At 68.8% G+C, this 19,818-nt stretch carries 18 protein-coding genes and 2 pseudogenes; 10 read left to right on the top strand and 10 right to left on the bottom strand.

Features of this window, described 5'->3' with window-relative positions:
* Positions 1-171 precede the first annotated feature (171 nt).
* A complete protein-coding gene (locus FSW06_RS11770; protein WP_010120253.1) occupies positions 172-483 on the top strand; it encodes a rhodanese-like domain-containing protein in 312 nt (103 codons plus the stop codon).
* Positions 484-542: 59 nt separating this feature from the next.
* Positions 543-986: pseudogene (locus tag FSW06_RS11765) on the top strand (MarR family winged helix-turn-helix transcriptional regulator); the annotation flags it as partial.
* Between the two features lie 131 nt (positions 987-1,117).
* Here the strand turns inward: FSW06_RS11765 and FSW06_RS11760 are convergent.
* The 4 genes and pseudogenes from FSW06_RS11760 to groL all read right to left on the bottom strand — a co-directional run bounded on the left by FSW06_RS11760 (position 1,118) and on the right by groL (position 5,221).
* Positions 1,118-2,120, bottom strand: a pseudogene (locus FSW06_RS11760) (IS481 family transposase).
* A 111-nt stretch (positions 2,121-2,231) separates the two neighbouring features.
* Positions 2,232-3,137 (bottom strand): polyphosphate kinase 2, encoded by a 906-nt coding sequence (gene ppk2 / locus FSW06_RS11755; RefSeq protein WP_010120269.1) that lies wholly within the window; start codon positions 3,135-3,137, stop codon positions 2,232-2,234.
* Positions 3,138-3,252: 115 nt separating this feature from the next.
* Positions 3,253-3,393, bottom strand: a complete 141-nt coding sequence (locus FSW06_RS14575; RefSeq protein ID WP_158005214.1) for a PorACj family cell wall channel-forming small protein — start codon at positions 3,391-3,393, stop codon at positions 3,253-3,255.
* 184 nt (positions 3,394-3,577) lie between these two features.
* Complete coding sequence (gene groL, locus FSW06_RS11750) at positions 3,578-5,221, bottom strand: chaperonin GroEL (RefSeq protein WP_010120273.1); 1,644 nt, start codon at positions 5,219-5,221, stop codon at positions 3,578-3,580.
* Positions 5,222-5,523: 302 nt separating this feature from the next.
* Here groL and FSW06_RS11745 point away from each other — a divergent pair, with 302 nt between their 5' ends.
* Together FSW06_RS11745 and FSW06_RS11740 are read left to right on the top strand one after the other, a co-directional pair.
* Positions 5,524-6,909, top strand: coding sequence for a dipeptidase (locus FSW06_RS11745; protein WP_010120275.1), 1,386 nt, complete (start codon positions 5,524-5,526; stop codon positions 6,907-6,909).
* A gap of 197 nt (positions 6,910-7,106) precedes the next feature.
* Positions 7,107-7,733 (top strand): hypothetical protein, encoded by a 627-nt coding sequence (locus FSW06_RS11740; protein ID WP_010120277.1) that lies wholly within the window; start codon positions 7,107-7,109, stop codon positions 7,731-7,733.
* Between the two features lie 415 nt (positions 7,734-8,148).
* Here FSW06_RS11740 and FSW06_RS11735 read toward each other — a convergent pair whose 3' ends face one another.
* The 3 genes from FSW06_RS11735 to FSW06_RS11720 form a co-directional block, all read right to left on the bottom strand.
* The gene (locus FSW06_RS11735) at positions 8,149-9,333 is read right to left on the bottom strand and encodes a glutamate--cysteine ligase (protein ID WP_010120279.1); all 1,185 of its coding nucleotides are present in this window, start codon (positions 9,331-9,333) and stop codon (positions 8,149-8,151) included.
* 35 nt (positions 9,334-9,368) lie between these two features.
* Positions 9,369-10,244: a LytR C-terminal domain-containing protein gene (locus tag FSW06_RS11730; protein WP_170233726.1), complete on the bottom strand. Its 876-nt coding sequence runs from the start codon at positions 10,242-10,244 to the stop codon at positions 9,369-9,371.
* 130 nt (positions 10,245-10,374) lie between these two features.
* Entirely contained in the window at positions 10,375-10,599 is a 225-nt protein-coding gene (locus tag FSW06_RS11720) for a DUF3263 domain-containing protein (RefSeq protein ID WP_010120284.1), read from the bottom strand.
* Positions 10,600-10,739: 140 nt separating this feature from the next.
* Here FSW06_RS11720 and FSW06_RS11715 point away from each other — a divergent pair, with 140 nt between their 5' ends.
* The 6 genes from FSW06_RS11715 to FSW06_RS11690 all read left to right on the top strand — a co-directional run bounded on the left by FSW06_RS11715 (position 10,740) and on the right by FSW06_RS11690 (position 16,787).
* A complete protein-coding gene (locus FSW06_RS11715; protein ID WP_010120285.1) occupies positions 10,740-12,062 on the top strand; it encodes an MFS transporter in 1,323 nt (440 codons plus the stop codon).
* 18 nt (positions 12,063-12,080) lie between these two features.
* Entirely contained in the window at positions 12,081-12,728 is a 648-nt protein-coding gene (locus FSW06_RS11710; protein WP_010120286.1) for a peptide deformylase, read from the top strand.
* A complete protein-coding gene (locus FSW06_RS11705; RefSeq protein WP_010120288.1) occupies positions 12,721-13,800 on the top strand; it encodes an N-acetylglutamate synthase, CG3035 family in 1,080 nt (359 codons plus the stop codon). The genes FSW06_RS11710 and FSW06_RS11705 overlap by 8 nt, the downstream gene beginning before the upstream one ends.
* A gap of 3 nt (positions 13,801-13,803) precedes the next feature.
* Positions 13,804-14,562, top strand: a complete 759-nt coding sequence (locus FSW06_RS11700) for an exodeoxyribonuclease III (RefSeq protein ID WP_010120290.1) — start codon at positions 13,804-13,806, stop codon at positions 14,560-14,562.
* Between the two features lie 106 nt (positions 14,563-14,668).
* Positions 14,669-16,150 (top strand): cardiolipin synthase, encoded by a 1,482-nt coding sequence (cls, locus tag FSW06_RS11695; RefSeq protein WP_050801971.1) that lies wholly within the window; start codon positions 14,669-14,671, stop codon positions 16,148-16,150.
* A 70-nt stretch (positions 16,151-16,220) separates the two neighbouring features.
* A complete protein-coding gene (locus FSW06_RS11690) occupies positions 16,221-16,787 on the top strand; it encodes a MarR family winged helix-turn-helix transcriptional regulator (protein WP_010120294.1) in 567 nt (188 codons plus the stop codon).
* Here the strand turns inward: FSW06_RS11690 and FSW06_RS11685 are convergent.
* From FSW06_RS11685 to FSW06_RS11675, 3 genes are read right to left on the bottom strand one after another with little or no spacing between them, the layout of a single operon-like run.
* Positions 16,778-17,998 (bottom strand): multidrug effflux MFS transporter, encoded by a 1,221-nt coding sequence (locus FSW06_RS11685; protein ID WP_238525952.1) that lies wholly within the window; start codon positions 17,996-17,998, stop codon positions 16,778-16,780. The genes FSW06_RS11690 and FSW06_RS11685 overlap by 10 nt on opposite strands.
* 49 nt (positions 17,999-18,047) lie before the next feature.
* A complete protein-coding gene (locus FSW06_RS11680) occupies positions 18,048-18,863 on the bottom strand; it encodes an ABC-2 transporter permease (protein WP_010120296.1) in 816 nt (271 codons plus the stop codon).
* Positions 18,863-19,801: an ABC transporter ATP-binding protein gene (locus FSW06_RS11675; protein ID WP_040430148.1), complete on the bottom strand. Its 939-nt coding sequence runs from the start codon at positions 19,799-19,801 to the stop codon at positions 18,863-18,865. The genes FSW06_RS11680 and FSW06_RS11675 overlap by 1 nt, the downstream gene beginning before the upstream one ends.
* Between the last annotated feature and the right edge of the window lie 17 nt (positions 19,802-19,818).

Raw genomic sequence — 19,818 nt, 5'->3', positions numbered from 1 at the left:
GGTCTCCGGGGAGATTCTGGGGAGCGTGCGGGCCCGACCTTTCCCCACCTCCGGTCCGGCGTCCACGGTTTCCCACTATTGAGAGAAACTGCACATATGCTGCACAGGGTGCACTCATCCGCACTCAGGGAGGGCGACGCCCGTCGGTTCGTCCGGCGTAGACTCCCGACCATGAGTGACTTCGAGTTCGAGACCGTGCAACCGACCGACGTCCCGCAGGGGGCCCAGCTTATCGACATCCGGGAACCGGACGAGTACGACCAGTGGCACGCCGAGGGCGCCGAGAACCTGCCGCTCTCCCAGCTCCAGCAGCGCTACGGCGAGTTCGACCTCGACCGGGACATCTACCTGATCTGCCTGTCGGGCGGCCGGTCCGCCCGCGCCTGCCAGTGGCTGGAGATGAACGGGATCGACGCGATCAACGTCGCCAACGGCACGGCCGGCTGGCGGGACGCGGGACTGCCCATCGTGGGGCAGGAGTAAAACAGCGGGGTTACCCCATAATTGCCGGGAGCAAGCCTCGGCAGGATAGGGTGGGTACCATGTCGGACACCCCCCACCTCCCGCACGATCTCCTGGCCTCGCCGTCTTTCCAGCTGGAGAAACTGCGCCGCCGCACCCGCGACTTCGTGGAGAAGGACCTCGCACACGAGGGATTCAACCTCCGGGAGTACTGGGTCCTCACCTATCTCGTGGACGGGGACGCCGCCAGCCAGTCCACGCTCGGTGAAGTCATCGGCGTGGACCGCTCCGACATGGTCCGCCTCGTCGACGCGCTGGAGAAGCGGTCACTGGCCCACCGGGTCAAGGACCCGAAGGACCGCCGACGGCAGATCATCTCGGTGACGAAGAAGGGTCGCAAGACCCAGGGCGCGCTCTCCCCCATCGTCCGCGATGCCGAGGACCGCGCGCTCGACGAGTCCACCTCTAAGCAGCTCAAGCACCTCAAGAAGCTGGCGAAGTCCATCATCGCCGCCGAAGAGGAGGACGAGGCGACGAACCTCAGGGACGCTGACGACATCGACGACCCCGACACGACTGACACAGCCGACGGGTCCGGTACCGACGCACCGGATCCGGCCGACCGCGACTAGGTGTACCTCCTCGGGAAGTACAGCTAGTTGTAGTTCCCCGTGAGGTTGTGAACACGGTCCATGGGAGCCAAGCCTCCGATGCCCGTGTGAGCTCGCCGGCGATTGTAGTGCTCGATGAACTCGCCGTACACCTGCTCCCGGGACGCCTCACTCAGATACGGCCGCGCGTAGGCCCACTCGGTCATCAACGTGCGGTTGAACCGCTCGACTTTCCCGTTGGTCTGCGGCCGGTACGGCCTGGTCCACCGGTGCTTGACCTCCGGTCCCAGCGCATCGGCGAACGCGTGGGACCGGTAGCAGGCACCGTTGTCGGTCATCACCGCACCGACGGTCACACCCAGTGACGCGAAGAAGTCAGCTGCCCTGATCCAGAAACCCGCCGCGGTGTCTTTCCGCTCGTCGTCGAGGATCTCGGAGTACACCACCCGCGAGTAATCATCGACTTCCATGGTGCAGGTACCGGTAGCCTCTGCCTGGTTTCGCTCCGGCTCGGGCGGCCGCTCCAGTGGCTCGACCGGATGCCCGGTGTTGGTCGGAGCCACGACCGAACATCCGCCACCCACCACCGTCGGGGATCCTGCCGAGTTTCTTGATGTCGACATGCACCAGCTCGCCTGGTGCGGATTTCTCGTAGCGGCGTGGCGGGGTCTTGCGTACCGGCAGTCCGGTGGCCTGGTCGATACAGTCCAGAGCGGGCATGTTGTAGCGGTCCAGCACCCTGCCGACCGTGGAGCGGGCGACACCGAGGTGGTATCCGATGCGGTGGGGTCCCCACCGTCGGGTGAACCGCAGGTTGATGATCCGGTGCTCCCTGCGCCGGTCCAGCTGATGGGGGCAGTGGTGCGGACGGCTCGACCGGTCGGCGAGCGACTCTCCGGCCCGGTGACGGGCTACCCAGCGGTGGGCGGTGGCCGGTGAGACGTTGAAACGTTCGGCGGCGCGGCGTTGGGTCCATCCGTGATCGACGATCAGGCTGACGAGTCTTGCCCTGCCGGTCGGGGTCAAGGGTGCGTTACGGTGGGACACGAAGACCTCCTGGTTCCTCGTTGTTGGTGGTGGTTCACCCTCAACGGTTACCGGAGGTCTTCTTTCACGTCATCCCGGTGGTCGTGTTCACAACCTCCTCGGGAAGTACAGCTAGTCGCCGATCTGGTCGCGGCCCCGCTTGACGATCTTCGGGTCGGGCTCACCGACGACCTCGTGGTCCTTGCCGGTGTAGTCGAACTTGCTCAGCACGTAGCGCATCGCGTTGATCCGGGCCCGCTTCTTGTCGTTCGACTTGATGGTGATCCAGGGGGACTCGTTCGTGTCCGTGTACCGGAACTGCTCTTCCTTGGCGCGGGTGTAGTCGTCCCACTTGTCGAGGGAGGCCAGGTCCATCGGCGACAGCTTCCACTGCCGGACCGGGTCGACCTGACGGATGGCGAACCGGGTGCGCTGCTCCTTCTGCGTCACCGAGAACCACAGCTTGGTGAGGCTGATCCCGGAACCCATGATCATGTTCTCGAGCATCGGCACCTCGCGCAGGAACTCGGCGTGCTGCTCGTTGGTGCAGAACCCCATGACGCGTTCCACCCCCGAGCGGTTGTACCAGGAGCGGTCGAAGAAGACGATCTCGCCGCCGCACGGGAAGTTCTGGATGTAGCGCTGGAAGTACCAGGAGGTGGACTCACGGGGGCTGGGCTTCTCCAGCGCGACCGTGCGGGCACCACGGGGATTGAGGTGCTCGTTGAAGCGCTTGATGGTGCCGCCCTTGCCGGCGGCGTCCCGTCCCTCGAACAGGATGATGTGCTTCTGGCCCGTCTCCTTGGTCCAGTTCTGCCACTTCAGCAGCTCGATCTGGAGGGCACGCTTGGTGGTCTCGTACTCCTCGCGGCTCATGCGCTCGTCGTAGGGGTAGTTCTCCCGCCACGTGTCGACACGATGTCCGTCGGGGGTGATCAGCACCGGGTCATCCTCGTCGGAGTCGTCCACGAGGTACCCCTCGGTGGCCGCCAGATCGACGATGTGGAACTCCTGGTTGTCACCCTTGTTCTCTGCCATGACCCCAGTCTAGTGGCTGGACCGTCCCCGCACCGGTCGTCCGTTCCCCCGCCGTCACCCCCTGAAACGCCGGACAGCCCGGCCGGGGCCGGGCTGTGCGGATCGGGACGCCGGTCTACTCGGCGGCACCCTCGGAGCCGGAGGACAGCGCGGCGCCGTTCTCGAAGATGGCGCCCAGGCCGCTGAAGACGTCCTTGAAACCGCCGAAGAAACCGGCCAGATTGCCGAAGAGCTCAGTCAGAGCGGACAGATCCATGGTGATGTACTCCTTGTTCGTCAGGTTCGTCAGATTCCTGAGGTTCGTGAGACTTCCGGGCCCCGGTCCCGGGGCCGTCACCGCACAGGGTAACAACGGTTTCTGACCCGATACAACCCCCGTACGGGAAACCCCCGGCAGCGGGGTTGCTGTCGGGGGGTACGCACGGGGAACGTGAGCGGGACTAGAAGCCGCCCATGCCACCCATGTCGCCCATGTCCGGGGCCGCGGCGGCCTCGGGCTCCGGCTTGTCGGCGACGACGGCCTCGGTCGTCAGGAACAGGCTGGCGATGGAGGCGGCGTTCTGCAGCGCGGAACGGGTGACCTTCACCGGGTCGGAGATGCCCGAGGAGAGCAGGTCGACGTACTCGCCGGTCGCGGCGTTGAGACCGTGGCCGGTCTCCAGGCCGGCGACCTTGTCCTCGACGACGCCCGGCTCCATGCCGGCGTTGAAGGCGATCTGCTTCAGCGGGGCGGAGAGTGCGGCGCGCACGATCTGCACACCGGTGGCCTCGTCACCCTCGAGGCCGAGGTTGTCGTCCAGGACGTGGGCGGCCTGCAGCAGGGCGGCGCCGCCGCCGGCGACGATGCCCTCCTCCGCGGCAGCCTTGGCGTTGCGGACGGCGTCCTCGATGCGGTGCTTGCGCTCCTTGAGCTCCACCTCGGTGGCGGCACCGACCTGCAGGACGGCGACGCCGCCGGCCAGCTTGGCGAGACGCTCCTGGAGCTTCTCCTTGTCGTAGTCCGAGTCGGCGTTCTCGATCTCGGCCTTGATCTGGCGGACGCGGCCGGCGATCTGCTCGGCGGAGCCGGCGCCGTCGACGATGGTGGTGTCGTCCTTGGTGACGACGACCTTGCGGGCGGTACCCAGCAGCGGCAGGTCGGCGGTCTCCAGGGACAGGCCGACCTCCTCGGCGATGACCTGGCCACCGGTGAGGATGGCGATGTCCTGCAGCTGCGCCTTGCGGCGGTCACCGAAGCCCGGGGCCTTGACGGCGACGGACTTGAAGGTGCCGCGGATCTTGTTGACGACGAGGGTGGACAGGGCCTCACCCTCGATGTCCTCGGCGATGATCAGCAGCGGCTTGCCGGACTGCATGATCTTCTCCAGCAGCGGGAGCAGGTCCTTGACGTTGGAGATCTTCGAGGAGACCAGCAGGATGTACGGGTCCTCGAGGACGGCCTCGCCGCGCTCCATGTCGGTGGCGAAGTAGGCGGAGATGTAGCCCTTGTCGAAGCGCATGCCCTCAGTGGTCTCGAGGGTGACACCGAAGGCGTTGGACTCCTCGACGGTGATGACGCCGTCCTTGTTGAGCTCACCGTCGCCGACGGCGTACATGGCCTCGGCGATGAGCTCACCGATCTTCTCGTCAGCGGCGGAGATGCCGGCAGTCGCGGCGATCTGCTCGTGGGTCTCGATCTCCTTGGCGCTGCCGAGCAGCGTCTCGGTGACCTTGTCGACGCCCGCCTGGATGCCGCGCTTGATGCCCATCGGGTTGGAGCCGGCCGCGACGTTGCGCAGGCCCTCCTTCACCAGGGACTGTGCCAGCACGGTGGCGGTGGTGGTGCCGTCACCGGCGACGTCGTCGGTCTTCTTGGCGACCTCCTTGACGAGCTCGGCGCCGATCTTCTCGTAGGGGTCCTCGAGGTCGATCTCCCGGGCGATGGTGACGCCGTCGTTGGTGATCATCGGGGCACCCCACTTGCGCTCGAGGACGACGTTGCGTCCCTTCGGGCCGAGGGTGACCTTCACGGCGTCCGCGAGGGTGTTGAGACCCTTCTCCAGGCCACGACGCGCTTCCTCGTCGAATGCAATCATCTTAGCCATGTGGCTCTTTTCCTCCGTTTGAGAGTGGAACGACATGTGACGGACCAGTACAGCGCCCGCGACGGCACGGGCGGACGCATGTCGCGTCATCCGCCCTCACTGCGGCTGGTGTTGATCAGTCTGAAATTCTTCGGTGCTGGCACTCTGATTGGGCAAGTGCTAACACCCCCGTTTCTAGCAGTCTCACCCGTCGAGTGCAAGGAGTGTCGGACGGCCACCCACCGGGCAGCGTCCAGGCAGCGTCCGGTCGGTGTCCGGTCGGTGTCCGGTCGGTGTCCGGTAGGGCGGGTACCCTGTCGGCCATGACCGCTACCCTCCCCTCCCTGACCCCGGACGCCGCCCGTGAGGCGATGGCCGCCCAGATGCCGTTCATCCGGCAGGCCCTCGGCGAACTGGTCGCCTACCGCTCCGTCCACTCCACCCCCGGACTCGAGGCCGACAACGCCGGCGCCTCCGACTGGGTCGTCAACGCCTTCCGCGAGGTCGGCGTCCCCGTCGAGGCCCACGAGACCAGCGACGGCTCGACGACCGTCATCGGCCTGCGCGAACCCGACGAGGGCCAGCCGACCGTCCTGCTCTACTCCCACTACGACGTGCAGCCGGCCACCGACGTCGACAACTGGACCTCCTCGCCGTGGGAGCTCACCGAACGCGACGGTCGCTGGTACGGCCGCGGCGCCGCCGACTGCAAGGGCCACGTCGTCCTGCACCTGGCGGTGCTGCGCATCCTCAACGAGCTGACCGGTCCCGATGACCCGAAGATCGGCGTCCGCGTGGTCGTCGAGGGCTCCGAGGAGCGCGGCGGCTACGGACTCGAGGACCTGCTCGACGCACAGCCGGAGCTCTTCGCGGCCGACACCTTCCTCATCGTCGACTCTGGCAACGACGCCGAAGGAGTCCCGGCCGTCGCCACCGCCCTGCGCGGCACCGCCCCGGTGACCGTCACCGTGGACACCCTGAACCAGCCGATGCACTCCGGACAGTACGGCGGCGCCGCGCCGGACGCCCTGCTCGCACTCATCAGGCTGCTGTCCACCCTGCACGACGACAACGGCCTCGTGGCCGTCGACGGTCTCACCTCCGACGTCCGTTGGGAGGGCCGCGGCCCCGACCCCGAGACCTTCCGCCGCGACGCCGGCGTGCTTGACGGAGTGGACGTCATCGGCGAGGCGCAGGGTCTGCTGCCCAACGACCTCACCGTCGCCCGCCCGTCCATCACCGTCACCGGCCTCGACTCACTGACCGTGGCGGACGCCGTGAACGCCGTCCCCGGCCACGCCGCCGCCCACGTGAGCCTCCGTATCCCGCCGGGAATGGACCCGAAGGAGGGACAGGACGCACTCGTCCGTCACCTCGAGTCCCATGTCCCCGGCCACGCGAAGGTCACCATCGAACGGGACACCCTGGCGTCCCCGTTCTCCGCCGACACCTCGGGGCCGGCGCTCGCCCTGCTCATGCAGTCCCTCGCGGACGCCTACGGCGCCGAGGAGACCGCGCAGATCGGGTCCGGCGGCTCCATCCCGCTGTCCAATGCACTGCTGGAGAAGTACCCGGACGCCGAGCTCGCCCTGTTCGGGATCGAGGAGCCCGCATGCCGTATCCACTCTGCGGACGAGTCCGTCTCGCCCGATGAGATCTTCCACGTCGGTACCGCTGAACTGCTGTTCCTCGCCCGGTCGACCAGGTAACCCGCGCCGCATTTGTCCTGACGGCGTGACCGAACTAACATATGTCGCCATGAACATCTCCCTTCGTCGAGTAACCCACCCGGGTGGAGGACAGGACTGACCCCTCCACCACGGGGTCGGTGCGCTTATCTCGACGCACTGGTGAGTCGGTCCACACATCCAACCGACACTCACCAGCACAAGGGCAACGCATATTCATGTTCGAGCACCAGGACAACCGGATGTCATCCACCACTCTGATCCGCTTCGCACGCGCCGAGGACGAGGCCGCCGCGCACTCCCCGGCCGCCTACACCGAACGGCCGGCCCGCCGGCGTTCCACCGCCGTCACCTACCGCGACAGCCGCCCCACACCCCGCGTCGAGCAGCGACGCACCCGCACCTTCGCCGAGGACCCGTTCCGCGCCCGGTTCGGCCGCCGCCTTCCGGCCGGCATGCGCCAGGAGGCGCGCGGCATGGAATGGCGGGCCTTCGTCAACACCTACGCCCCCGACACGATCCGGGTGGACGCCCTGCTCGCCACTCGGCTGCCCGCCGGCCGCAAGAGCTACGAGATGGCGGTCACCGGCCTGCGCGAGGGTGTGACAACCCGCGTCTCCGTCACCGCGACGGGTGCCGCGAGCGCCATGACCCAGATCCTCGCCGACCACGGTCGCCGGGTGGAGATCCTCGAGTTCCACCAGTACGACATCTTCGAGGCCACCGTGACCTTCATCTACACGCAGCACGAGACCAAGAAGGTCTGGGCCGTCGGCTTCGGGGCGGACCGGGAGACCTCCATCGCCTCCGCCCTGGCCTCCGCCGCCTCCCGGCTGCACGGCTAGGACGCGGGACGCCGATCCCGCCACCCCACCGGCCACCCCACCACGAAATCGTCACCTCCTGAGGTACGCGTCCGCCCCGGAAACGTACCCCCGGAGGTGACGTTTTCCGGTGTGCGGGAGCGGTGGTGGGCAGGTGTCCGTCGACCGGGTGGTCCCGGAGCGTCGGACCACCCGGTCGTGACACACCCGGCACCGACACAGACACAGACCCCGGCACTGACACCGCCGCTGACCCCGATGTCCGCGGAACGAACCGACAGGTGGTTTCGGGTCCTCAGGCGGCACCTCGGTTCGCGAACCCGACCGCGCCGGAACACGGCCGACCTCCCGGCTCGTGAACCCGACATCCGTGTCCGCCGGGACGGCGACCACCGCGGCCAGCCCCGACCGAGCCGGCCAGCCCCGACCGGCCCGGCTAGCCCTCCAGCGACTTCCGCAGCGCGTCCACCGTCAGGTCCACGGCGGCGACCCACGCCTCCGGCTGGGTGAAGCCCTGCTCCGCCCCGGCGTCCCCGCGCGTCCGGACGCCGGGCTCCAGCGCCGCCCCCGCTTTCCGCGCCGCCGCGCGCTGCAGTGCGTAGTCCCCGCCCCGAGCGACGATCCGGCGGACGTCGGCGAGCTCCGCGGCGCAGCCCAGGTCCTCGGCGACCGGGGTCAACCGGTCGACCCAGTCCGCGATGTCCTCGGCGATCCACCGCTCGGTGGTGTCCCGGTCGGTGATGATGAGTGCCTCCAGCCCGTACCGGGCACCGCGCCACTTGTTCTCGGCGACGTGCCACGGCTGCAGGGTCGGCAGCTCGTGCCCGGCCTCCCACTCCCGGTCGTAGTGGACGATGAGGCAGTGGATGAAGGCGGCGACGGCACCGACCTCCCACACCTCCATCGTGGCGTCGGCGAACCGGACCTCGACGGTGCCGTACTTCGAGGGGCGCACGTCGAAGTGCATCGACCCGGTGTGGTTGATGACCCCGGAGCGGTCCTGGTCGACGTTGAAGGTCTCCCACTCCTCCCAGCTGCGGAACTGGTACGGCATACCGGCGGTCGGCAGCTGCTGGTAGAGCAGGGTCCGGTTGGACGCGTAGCCGGTGTCCAGCCCCTCCCAGGCCGGCGATGAGGCGGACAGTGCCAGCACGTGGGCGTACTGGGTCATCACCGCGTTGATGATCGGCCAGACCCGGTCGCGGTCGGCGACACCGACGTGGACGTGGATGCCCCAGATGAGCATCTGGCGTCCCCAGTACTGGGTCCGTTCGATGATCTCGTTGTAGCTCTGCTTCTCGCTGAGCACCTGGTCACCCCAGTGGGCGAACGGATGGGTCCCGGCGGAGAAGATCTGCACCCCCAGGTCGTCGGCGACCGTCATGATCTTCCGGAGTTGACCACGCAGGTCCTCGACCGCCCCCGGGACCGTCTCGTGGACGCCGGTGACCATCTCCACGGTGTTCGCGAGGAACTCCCGGGTGACGGTGTGGCCGGGATGGCGGCGGTCGAGCTCCGCCATGAGTTCCGGGGCCTTCGGGACGAGGTCCCGGGTCTCCGGGTCGACGAGCGCGACCTCCCACTCGATGCCGACCGTCGGTGCTGAGCCCGGGAAATCCATGGGATGGATACTACGGCATCCCCGGACCGGTGGCGCTACCGGAGCGGCTGGGTGAGGACGACGACCACACCGTCGGCCTTGGCGCCCTCGCGGATGTCCGCCGACCGGAAGCGATCGTAGTAGTCGTGGTTCCCGGCCTGCGCGGAGATCCCGAGTTCGCCGGCGAGTTCCTCGGCGGCGGCCTGTGCGGTGGCGTCGCCCTCCGGGTAGTAGACCCGGGATTCCTCACTGATGCCCTCGATCCGGCCCTGCAGGTTGCCGTAGCCGGTGTTCGTCCACTGCCTGCCGCGGATGTCGGCGGTGGCGTCCTTGGCCAGGGCCTGGCCACTGTTGTTGAGTACGGTCACCGGTGTCTTCCGGTCGACGGCGCCGGGGGAGGCGTTGCCGCCGCCCTGCGGTGCGGCACCGGCGGCGGGTGCGGCCGGGGCGCCGGACGCCGCATCCGGGGCAGCGCCCGGCCGGTCGGCACCGGGGGCGCCGGCTCCCGGTGTCCCGGACTGTGCGGTCGGGGCGCCGGCGCCCGGCTGTCCCCCGGCGGGCGCGGCCGGGGCGGTCGCGGCGGAGGTGCCTGCGGCGGTGGTGTCCGAGTCATCGTCGTCACCACCGGAGAAGATGGAGTAGGCGCCCCAGGCGATGAGGACGACCGCGACGGCCGTGAGGATCATGGCGAGGCCGCGCAGCGGCGGGCCCTGCTTCCCCGGCGCGTCGGCAGGCGCTGCCCCGGCGGCACCCGCTGCCCCTGCGGCTCCGGCAGCACCAGCCGCGCCTGCTGCCCCGGCGGCGGCCGCCCCGGCGCTGTGGGCGCCCCCGGGGCCGGCGGCGGGCTCGGCGAAGGCGAACTCGTCGTCGTAGGAGGCGTTGCCGTCCTCACTGTCGGGGAGTGAGTGTCGGGGTCGGTTCTGCTCAGTCACGGGGTCCATCCTAACGTCATCCATCACTTCAGTCACACCAGTCACAAAAACAACAGGGCCGGTCGGACGTGCTGCGGGCCTGCTGCGACGACAGACATCCTAGACCACCGGGTGCCCGGGACAGGGCCGGTCAGGCATCATCCCGGCGTGCCAGCAGCGTCCGGACCAGGACCGGGTCCGCCGCCGCCGCCTCCGGACGCTCGATCAGCCGGTTGAGCTGCTGGAAATAGCGCACCGGCTCCACCCCGAACCGGCGCCTGATCTCCTCCTCCTTCGCCCCTTCGGTGTGCCACCACGCATGCTCGAACTCCAGCATCGCCCGCTCACGGTCCGTCAGATCCACCATGCCGGTCATCGTATCCCCCGGCTTGGTGGATACCCCCGCACAGCGTGACTGCAGCCGGTACAGTCCTTCTGGTCCACCTGACCTGTCTCCACCTGTCAGTCCACCTGCCAGTCCACCTGTCAGTACCTATTACTCCCAGGGAGGCCCCCGTGGCTACTCAGACCTCCGACCGACCGGGCACCGTGCCCGCACGACGCACCGCCGAGGAGCGGCGCGTCCTCGCCGGCACCCTCGTCGGCACCACCATCGAGTGGTACGACTTCTTCATCTACGCCCAGGCGGCCGCGTTCATCTTCGCCCCGCTGTTCTTCGAGCCGGTCGGCAGCGACTCGCTCGCCCAGATCTTCTCCTGGGCCTCCATCGGCATCAGCTTCCTGTTCCGCCCGCTCGGTGCGATCCTGGCCGGCCACCTCGGTGACCGGTACGGACGCAAGGTGATCCTCGTCGTCACCCTGGTGGGGATGGGCGCGGCGACCGCGCTGATCGGCGTCCTGCCGACCTACGGGACGATCGGGGTGGCCGCCCCGGTGCTGCTGATCCTGCTGCGGATCCTGCAGGGCTTCTCCGCCGGCGGCGAATGGGGCGGCGCCGCCCTCATGTCCGTCGAGCACGCCCCGCGGGACAGGCGCGGTCTCTTCGGCTCCTACCCGCAGATCGGTGTGCCCCTCGGCCTGATCCTGGCGACCTCGTTCATGTACATCCTCACCAGGTCGCTGTCCGAGGATGACTTCCAGTCCTGGGGCTGGCGGATCCCGTTCCTGTCCTCCCTGGTCCTCATCGTCGTCGGTTACCTGATCCGCCGCAGCGTCGACGAGTCCCCGGTGTACCTGGACATGCAGGCCCGGCAGAAGGACGCCTCCGCCCCGCTCGGCCGGCTGTTCCGCGACCACTGGAAGAACGTCCTGCTCGCCGCGCTCATCTTCGCCGGCAACAACGCGACCGGCTACATGATCATCGCCTTCTTCTCCTCCTACGGGGCGAAGAACCTCGGCATGGAGAAATCCCAGACCCTCATCGCCGCCATCATCGGTGGCGTCAGCTGGCTGGTCCTGACGGTCTACAGCGGCTGGATCAGCGACCGGATCGGTCGCCGGACCACCTTCGCCATCGGCTATGTGCTGCTCATCGCCTGGGTCGTGCCGATGTGGTGGTTCATCGACCACGGCACCACGGCGATGATGACCGTCGCCATCGTCGTCCTCACCGTCGGCCTGGCACCCTCCTACGCCCCCCAGTCGGCGCTGTACGCCGAGATGTTCCCCGCCGACGTGCGCTACTCGGGCACCTCGATCGGCTACGCGCTCGGCTCGATCCTCGGTGGCGCCTTCGCCTCCACCTTCGCGCAGATGATCCTCGACGGTACCGGGGAGTCCTGGACCATCGGCCTCTACCTCGGCGCCATGTGCCTCATCTCGCTGGTCGCGGTGCTGCTCGTCCCCAAATCGGTGGAGAAGTCGGACCTGCACATCTAGCGGGTTATTCTGGACGCCATGTCCGTTCTCCCCATCGTCATCTGCGGCGAGCCTGTCCTCCACCGCCCCACCGAACCCGTGGCCGAACCGGTCGCCGACCAGTTGGGCGAGGGATCCGACCTCAGTCGGCTCATCGCCGACATGTACGAGACCCTCGACCTGGCCAACGGGGTGGGTCTGGCGGCGAATCAGGTCGGGGTGGGTCTCCGGGTGTTCGTCTACCACTGCCCCGACGTCGACGGCCCCGACGGTACCCGCAAGTCCGAGGCCGACATCGAGGCTGACGGCGGCCCGATGCGCAAGGGGTGCGTCATCAACCCGGTCCTGGAGACCGGCGACATCCCGGAGACCATGCCGGACCCCGACGACGATGTCGAGGGCTGCCTGTCCGTCCCCGGCTACGACTACCCCACCGGCCGGGCCGACTGGGCCCGCGTCACCGGCTACGACGAGCACGGTGAGCCGGTGAGCGTGGAGGGTTACGGCTTCTTCGCCCGCTGCCTCCAGCACGAGACCGGCCACCTCGACGGCCACCTCTACATCGACACGCTCATCGGCCGCTACGCCCGCCAGGCGAAGAAGATGGTGAAGCGCGAGGGGTGGACGGTACCGGGGAACTCCTGGCTGCCCGGGTCCGACGCCGACCCGTTCGGCCACGATGAGTGACACCTCCTGGTCCGGCGCCCACGCCGGCGCCCGCCCACCGGAGCAGACCGGGCTGCCGTTCCCGGTCTCCCGCCACACCGACCCGGTGAGCGTCCGGGTCGGTGCCCGGGCGACCGTCCGCCGGCTCGCCGGCGGCCTCAACCCGGCGTCCGGCCGCCCCCTGGTCACCGACGTCATCGGTGTGCTGGAGTCGCTGGATCCGCTGGTCGTGCGCGACCGCGACGGGGTGGTCCACGAGATCCCCGCCGACACGGTCGTGGTCCTCAAGACCCTCCACTCCCGACCGGTGCGCACCTCGGACATCCGCGCGGTCGAGCAGGCCACGGCGGAGGCCTTCCCCGGTCTGGCCCACGAGGACATCGGCGGCTGGCTCGCCCGCGCCGGTGACGGCATCACCGAGCGGTCCAACTCGGCGGTGCCGCTCGGCCCGTCGGCCGGCACCACGCCGGTCCCGCTGGAACAGATCCGGGCCTTCTACCGCGCCCATGACCTGCCCACCCGGCTGCTGCTGCCCGACCGGATCAGCCGGCCCGCCGAACCGCTGCTGGCGCTGCCCGGCGCGGTCCGCGGCCCCGAGATCATCGTCATGACCCGTGACCTCGACGGCGATCTGCCCGAGCTGCCGGACAATCCGCTGCACGCCGAGATCCGGGTCGACGACCAGCCCGACGACGACTGGCTCGCGCTCTACCACTTCCGGGGCCGGGCCCTGCCGGAGCACGCGCTGCGGCTGCTGTGCCGCCGGCTCGACGGCCATCTCGGCTTCGCCCGGTTGAGCATCGACGGTGAACTCGTCGCGGTCACCCGCGGTACCGTCACCACCGGCGGCGGACGCCGGTTCCTCGGTTACTCGGCGGTGGAGGTCTCCCCCGACTGGCGCCGCCGCGGGCTCGGCACCCTGCTCGGCACCGCCATGCTGCACTGGGGGGCCGACCGTGGCGCCGACGAGAGTTACCTGCAGGTCATCGCCACAAATACGGCGGGCCGGGCGCTGTACCACGGTCTGGGCTTCACCGAGCACCACCGGCACCGCTGCCTGACCCTTCCCGCCACGCCGCCGGATAGTGTGTAGGGCATGCGCATTGCCACGTGGAACATCAACTCCGTCCGGACCAGGGAAGCCCGGGTCCGGGACTTTCTCGCCCGTGCGGACGTCGACGTCCTCTGTCTGCAGGAGACCAAGTGCACGGACGCACAGTTCCCCGACTTCTCCGACACCGGGTACGCCCAGGCCCACTGCGGTGACGGGTCCTTCAACGGGGTGGCGCTGCTGTCGCGGGTCGGTCTCGACGGGGTCCGCACCGACTTCGGCCAGCCCGGTTTCGCCAAGGATCCGGACGCCGCCCAGGCCCGCGAACCGCGGGCGATCGGCGCCACCTGCGGCGGTGCGGAGGTCTGGAGCCTGTACGTCCCGAACGGCCGGGAGATCCACGACCGGCATTTCACCTACAAGCTCGACTTCCTCGCCGCCCTGGCGTCCTACGCCCGCGCCGGCAGCGGCTCCCTGGTGGTCACCGGCGACTTCAACGTCATCCCCACCGACGAGGATGTGTGGGATCCGGCGCTGTTCACCGGCAGTACCCATGTGACCCCGCGGGAACGTGCCGCGCTGCGTGCGCTGGTCGACGCCGGACTGACCGAGGCCACCGCGGGACTGCGCGGCCGGTACTCCTACTGGGACTACCAGGCGATGCGGTTCCCGAAGGGGCAGGGCGTCCGCATCGACCTCCAGTACAGCCGGGGCCTGGAGCCCGGTGCCGCGGAGATCGACGTCGACGAACGGCGCGGCCGGGGCGCCTCAGACCATGCCCCGGTCATCGTGGACTACCGCTGAGGAGCCGGACGTGGACGTGTTCTGGAACGGCCTCGGCGAGGTCTGGTCGTTCATCACCCCGGACACCTGGGGGTTCACCCTGTTCGGCAATCTCCTCACCGCCGGCATGTCGTGGTGGCAGTGGGTGCTGGTCCTGCTGGACTTCACCCTGAAGATCGTCGCGCTGGGCTACGTGCCCTCGCAGCGGCGTCCGACGAGCGCGATGGCGTGGCTGCTGGCGATCTTCCTGCTGCCGTTCATCGGCATCGTGCTGTTCATGCTCATCGGTTCCCCGGCGATCAACCGCCGCCGGCACCGCATCCAGAACACGGCGAACGAGCAGATCCGCACGGTCAGCCACGACGAGCCGGACATCCCGGACGGGCATGCCCTGTCCGACGAGCTGGTGAGCATGGTGCGGCTCAACCGTCATCTCACGGCGATGCCCGCGACCTCCGGGACGGTGGTGGCGGTCCACGCCGACTACGATGCCACGATCCGGCGGATGGCCGAGGTCATCGACAAGGCGGAGAAGTACGTCAACTGCCAGATCTACATCACCTCCTGGGACAGCACCACCGACGTCCTCTTCCGGGCCCTGGAGCGCGCCGTGCAGCGCGGGGTGACGGTCCGGTACCTGTTCGACCATGTCGGCAGCTGGAAGTACCCCGGCTACATGACGCTCGGCAAACGGCTGGACGCCATCGGCGTGCAGTGGATGGTCACCCTCCCGCTGCAGCCGTGGCGGTGGCGCTTCCGCCGCCCCGACCTGCGCAACCACCGCAAGATCCTGGTCGTCGACGGGCACACCGGGTTCATGGGGAGCCAGAACATGATCGACTCCTCCTACCTGATGAAGGGGAACGTCAGGGAGGGCCGCCACTGGATCGATCTGATGGTGGAACTCACCGGGCCGGTCGTCTCGATGCTCAACTCGATCTTCGCGGTGGACTGGTTCACCGAGTCCGACGAGATGATCGACGTGCTCACCCCGACCGAGGCCACCCGGCAGCTCGACGCCGGGGAGATGTTCGGCGACGACTCGCCCACCTCCGGCTCCGACGTCCTCCAGCTCATCCCCTCGGGCCCCGGCTTCACCACCGCCCCCAACCTCCGGCTGTTCACGTCGGTGGCGCACCACGCCAAGGAGCGGCTGATCCTCGTCAGCCCCTACTTCATCCCCGACGAGTCCCTGCTGGACGCCGTGACCACCGCCTCCTACCGCGGGGTGGACGTCGAACTCTTCGTCTCGGAGAAGGCCGACCAGGCGCTGGTGGACCACGCCCAGTCCTCCTACTACGCCGAGCTGCTGCACGCCGGCGTCCGGATCCACCAGTACCCCTACCCGGCGGTGCTGCACTCCAAGTACGCGGTCGCCGACGACGACGTGGTGCTCGTCGGCTCCTCGAACATGGACATGCGCTCCTTCGAGCTCAACTACGAGGTGACCCTGATGTCGCTGGAGGGGTCGCTGCTCGACCGGCTCGTCACCCTCACCGACGCCTACCGGGAGGCCAGCCGGGAGCTCACCGCGGAACGCTGGAGCCGGCGCAACTGGTGGCGGCGGTACACCGACAACGTCGCCCGTCTCACCTCCGCTCTGCAGTGAGTGCCCTACAATAGCCTGAAGAACACGTTAGGTAGAACACGTATTGTCGCCGAAAACCAAGGAGCGCACTATGACCGGCAACACCGTCGACGATCTCGACGACGAGCTCATGGCACACGACCGCGGCTCCGACGCACACGACAGGATCACCGGCCACCGGGCCCCCGAGATCCTGCCCGATGTCGATGTCTCCGAGATCGCCTCGGCGGTCTACGACTTCCTCTCGGCACTGCGCCGCCTCATGGACCGTCCCAACCAGAAGCTGTCCGTCTCCCAGTCCGAGATCGAGGTGCTGCACTTCATCTCCCAGCACCCGGGTTGCGGCGTCTCGGACATCGCGCGACTGCGCTTCCTGCGGGCCTCCAACGTCTCCGCCACCGTCCGCCGGCTCATCAACTCCGGTCTGGTGATCCGCCGCGCCAACGACCAGGACCGCCGCGCCCAGGACCTGTTCCTGTCCGACGAGGGCATCGAGCTGCTGAACTCCGTCACCGACGAATGGGCACTGCTCATCGCCCGGGCCGCCAAGCGGATGGACGGCCGGGACCTGGCGAAGCTGCGCCGCGGCGTCCCGGCGCTGCGGAACCTGTCCGTCGCCGCCGAGAGCCTCATCGAGGACATGCAGCGTCAGCGCTGATCCGGCCCGGCGCTCCCCCGCCGGCCCACCAGGCCCGCCACGCCGGCGACGCCGGCGACGCCGGCGCACACCGTCATGACGACGGCCATCGTCAGCAGGCCGTCCCCGCCCAGGCCGACGAGCGGTGAGACCACCCCGGCCATGAGGAACTGCCCGGCCCCCAGCAGGGCCGACCCGGCCCCCGACCGCCCCTGGGCGAGGTCCATCGCCAGAGCCGTCGTATTGCCCATGTTGAAGGCGGTCCCCACCGTGACGACCGCGGTGCACACCACCACCGCCGGCACCGACGGCGCTGTCAGAGCGACGATGAGCAGGGCCACCGCCCCGAGGACCAGCAGGGTCTGTCCGGTCCGCTGCATCGTCGCCGGGCCGAACCGCTCCACCACCTGCGCGTTGACGAGGTTGGTCACCACCAGGGCGACCGCATTCCCCGCGAAGACGAAGCTGAAGACCTGCGACGACAGTCCGAGCTGCTCCTGGAGGACGAAGGACGAGCCGGAGATGAAGCTGAAGAACGCCCCGAAACCGATGGCGAAGGCCACCAGGTGGCCGAGGAAGGCCGGGATACGCAGCAGCCCGCCCATCCGCCGGTAGACCTCGCCGAGCGATCCGGTGGCCCGGCGCTCCGCCGGCAGGGTCTCCGGCAGGGCGAGGGCGACGACGAATTCCACGGCCCCGACGACGGCGAGGACCCAGAAGACGGTCCGCCAGCTGCCCAGTCCCGCGACCGCGTCCCCGACGACGGGGGCCAGGATCGGTGCGACGGCGGTGAAGACCATCATCGTCGACAGTGCCCGGGCGGCCCCCGCCCCGGAGGTCCGGTCGGAGATCATCGACCGGCCGAGCATGACGCAGGTCCCGCCCGCGGCCCCCTGGAAGAACCGGGCGACGATGAACAGTCCGACACCCGGGACGAGCGCACAGACGACGGAGGCGACGAGCCACACGACCGTGGCCGTGGCGAGCATCCGGTGCCGGCCCACCCGGTCCGACAGCGGCCCCATCACCAGCTGGCCGAGCGCCATCCCGACCATGAAGCCGGTGATGGTGAGCTGCACCGACGAATCGCCGACAGCCAGGTCCCGGCCGATCTCCGGGAGGCTCGGCAGGTACATGTCCGTGCCGAACGGGCCCGCAGTGGACAGCAGGGCGATGCCCAGCAGCATCGCGAACGGGAGCGGGTTCTTTCGCGGTCGAACAGTGTCGGTCACGGGGAGCCACTCTACGCGGTGCCCCGGCACAGAGCCGGGACAGGACCGGTCAGGCGTCCCGCTTCCGCAGTGCGACGATGCCGCCGACGAAGATCACCAGGCAGATCACGACGTAGTAGATCAGCGAGCCGCCCTGCCCCCACGGGGCGTGCTCCAGATCGTTGCCGGAGATCGCGGCGCTGATGTTCTTGAACGGCAGGAACGGTGTGATGTACCGGCTGACCGAATCCGGCAGCAGACCGGTGAGGTCCTCCAGCACCAGCACCCACAGCAGCACGATCGCCATCGCCCCGGCCGTCCGGCGGACGAGGTAGCCGACCCCGGTGCACAGTGCGACCGCGCCGAGGACGTAGACGACGATCATGCCGATGGTCTTCCAGGCGTCATCGGCCGACAGGGCCATGCCGTCGGCGATCGAGGGGTCGTCGAGCTGGCCGGCGGCGAGCGCGTGGCCCAGCACCGCACTGACGACGGCGGAGATCAGGGCCAGGACCACGGCGAGGGCGCCGTAGACCAGGAACTTCGCCACGGCCACCTGCCACCGTGCCGGCGCCGCCAGCACCGACAGTTTCACCGTGGAGTTCCCGTAGTCGCCGGTGACGGTGAGCACCGCCTGGATCATGATCACCATGGAACCGAAGGACAGCAGGCCGGCCTGCCCGGCGGAGAAGGTGAACAGGTTCCCGGCGGTGGCCAGGAAGCCGGTGTCGTTGTCGTCGAGCGCGGACTGCATGCCCATGCCGTTCGCCCACCCGATAAAGGCGGAGAGGCCGACGGACAGCAGCACGACGAGCGCGCTGGTCCAGTAGATACCCCGGGTGGACCGCAGTTTGATCCACTCCGCGTTGATGGTGTGTGCCAGCATCACTTGCCCTCCCCGTTGACGACGGACTGGTAGTCGACCGCATCACCGGTCATGCGCATGAAGGCGTCCTCCAGGGAGGCGCGGCGCTCGGCGAGCTCCAGCAGCAGCACCCCGTAACTGAACGCGACCCGGCCGATGTCGTCGGGCTCGTGCTCCTCGGCGACGAGGATCGTCCGACCGTCGTCGTCGGTGGATTCGGTGAAGGTGACACCCTCGGCCGTGAGCGCCTTCTTCAGCTCCGGCAGGTGCTCCGCATCGGTCCGGACCACGGTCGTCGCCGCCGAGGAGTTCCTGATGAAGTCGTGGGTGGTGGTGTCCGCCACGAGCCGGCCGCGGCCGATGACGACGAGCCGGTCGGCGGTCATCGACATCTCGGACAGCAGGTGCGAGCTGATGAGGACCGTGCGACCCTCCGACGCCAGGTGGCGCACAAAGTCACGGACCCAGCGGATACCCTCCGGGTCGAGGCCGTTGACCGGCTCGTCGAGGATGAGCGTGCCCGGGTCGCCGAGCAGCGCCGCAGCGAGCCCCAGCCGCTGCCCCATGCCGAGGGAGAACTTCCCGGCCTTCCGGCCGGCGACGTCGGAGAGGCCGACCAGACCGAGGACCTCGTCCACCCGCTTCCGGTCGATCCCGTTGGCGGCGGCGAGCCAGCGCAGGTGGTTGGCGGCGCTGCGGTTGGGGTGGACCCATTTGGCGTCCAGCAGGGTGCCGACCTGGGTCAACGGTTTCTCCAGTTCGCCGTAGGCGGCGCCGTTGATGGTCGCGCGACCCGATGTCGGCCGGTCGAGACCGACGATCATCCTCATCGTCGTGGACTTTCCGGCGCCGTTGGGCCCCAGGAAGCCGGTGACGATGCCGGACTCCACCGTGAAGGACAGGTCCTCCACGGCGGTGGCGGCACCGTACCGTTTCGTCAGTGATTCAACCTCGATCATGTCTGCCATCGTGCCAT

The organism is Corynebacterium nuruki S6-4 (genome assembly GCF_007970465.1).
In the GTDB taxonomy this organism is placed as follows: domain Bacteria; phylum Actinomycetota; class Actinomycetes; order Mycobacteriales; family Mycobacteriaceae; genus Corynebacterium; species Corynebacterium nuruki.
The sequence above is the reverse complement of the archived record's forward strand: the minus strand, read 5'-3'. Positions and strand labels throughout refer to the sequence as shown.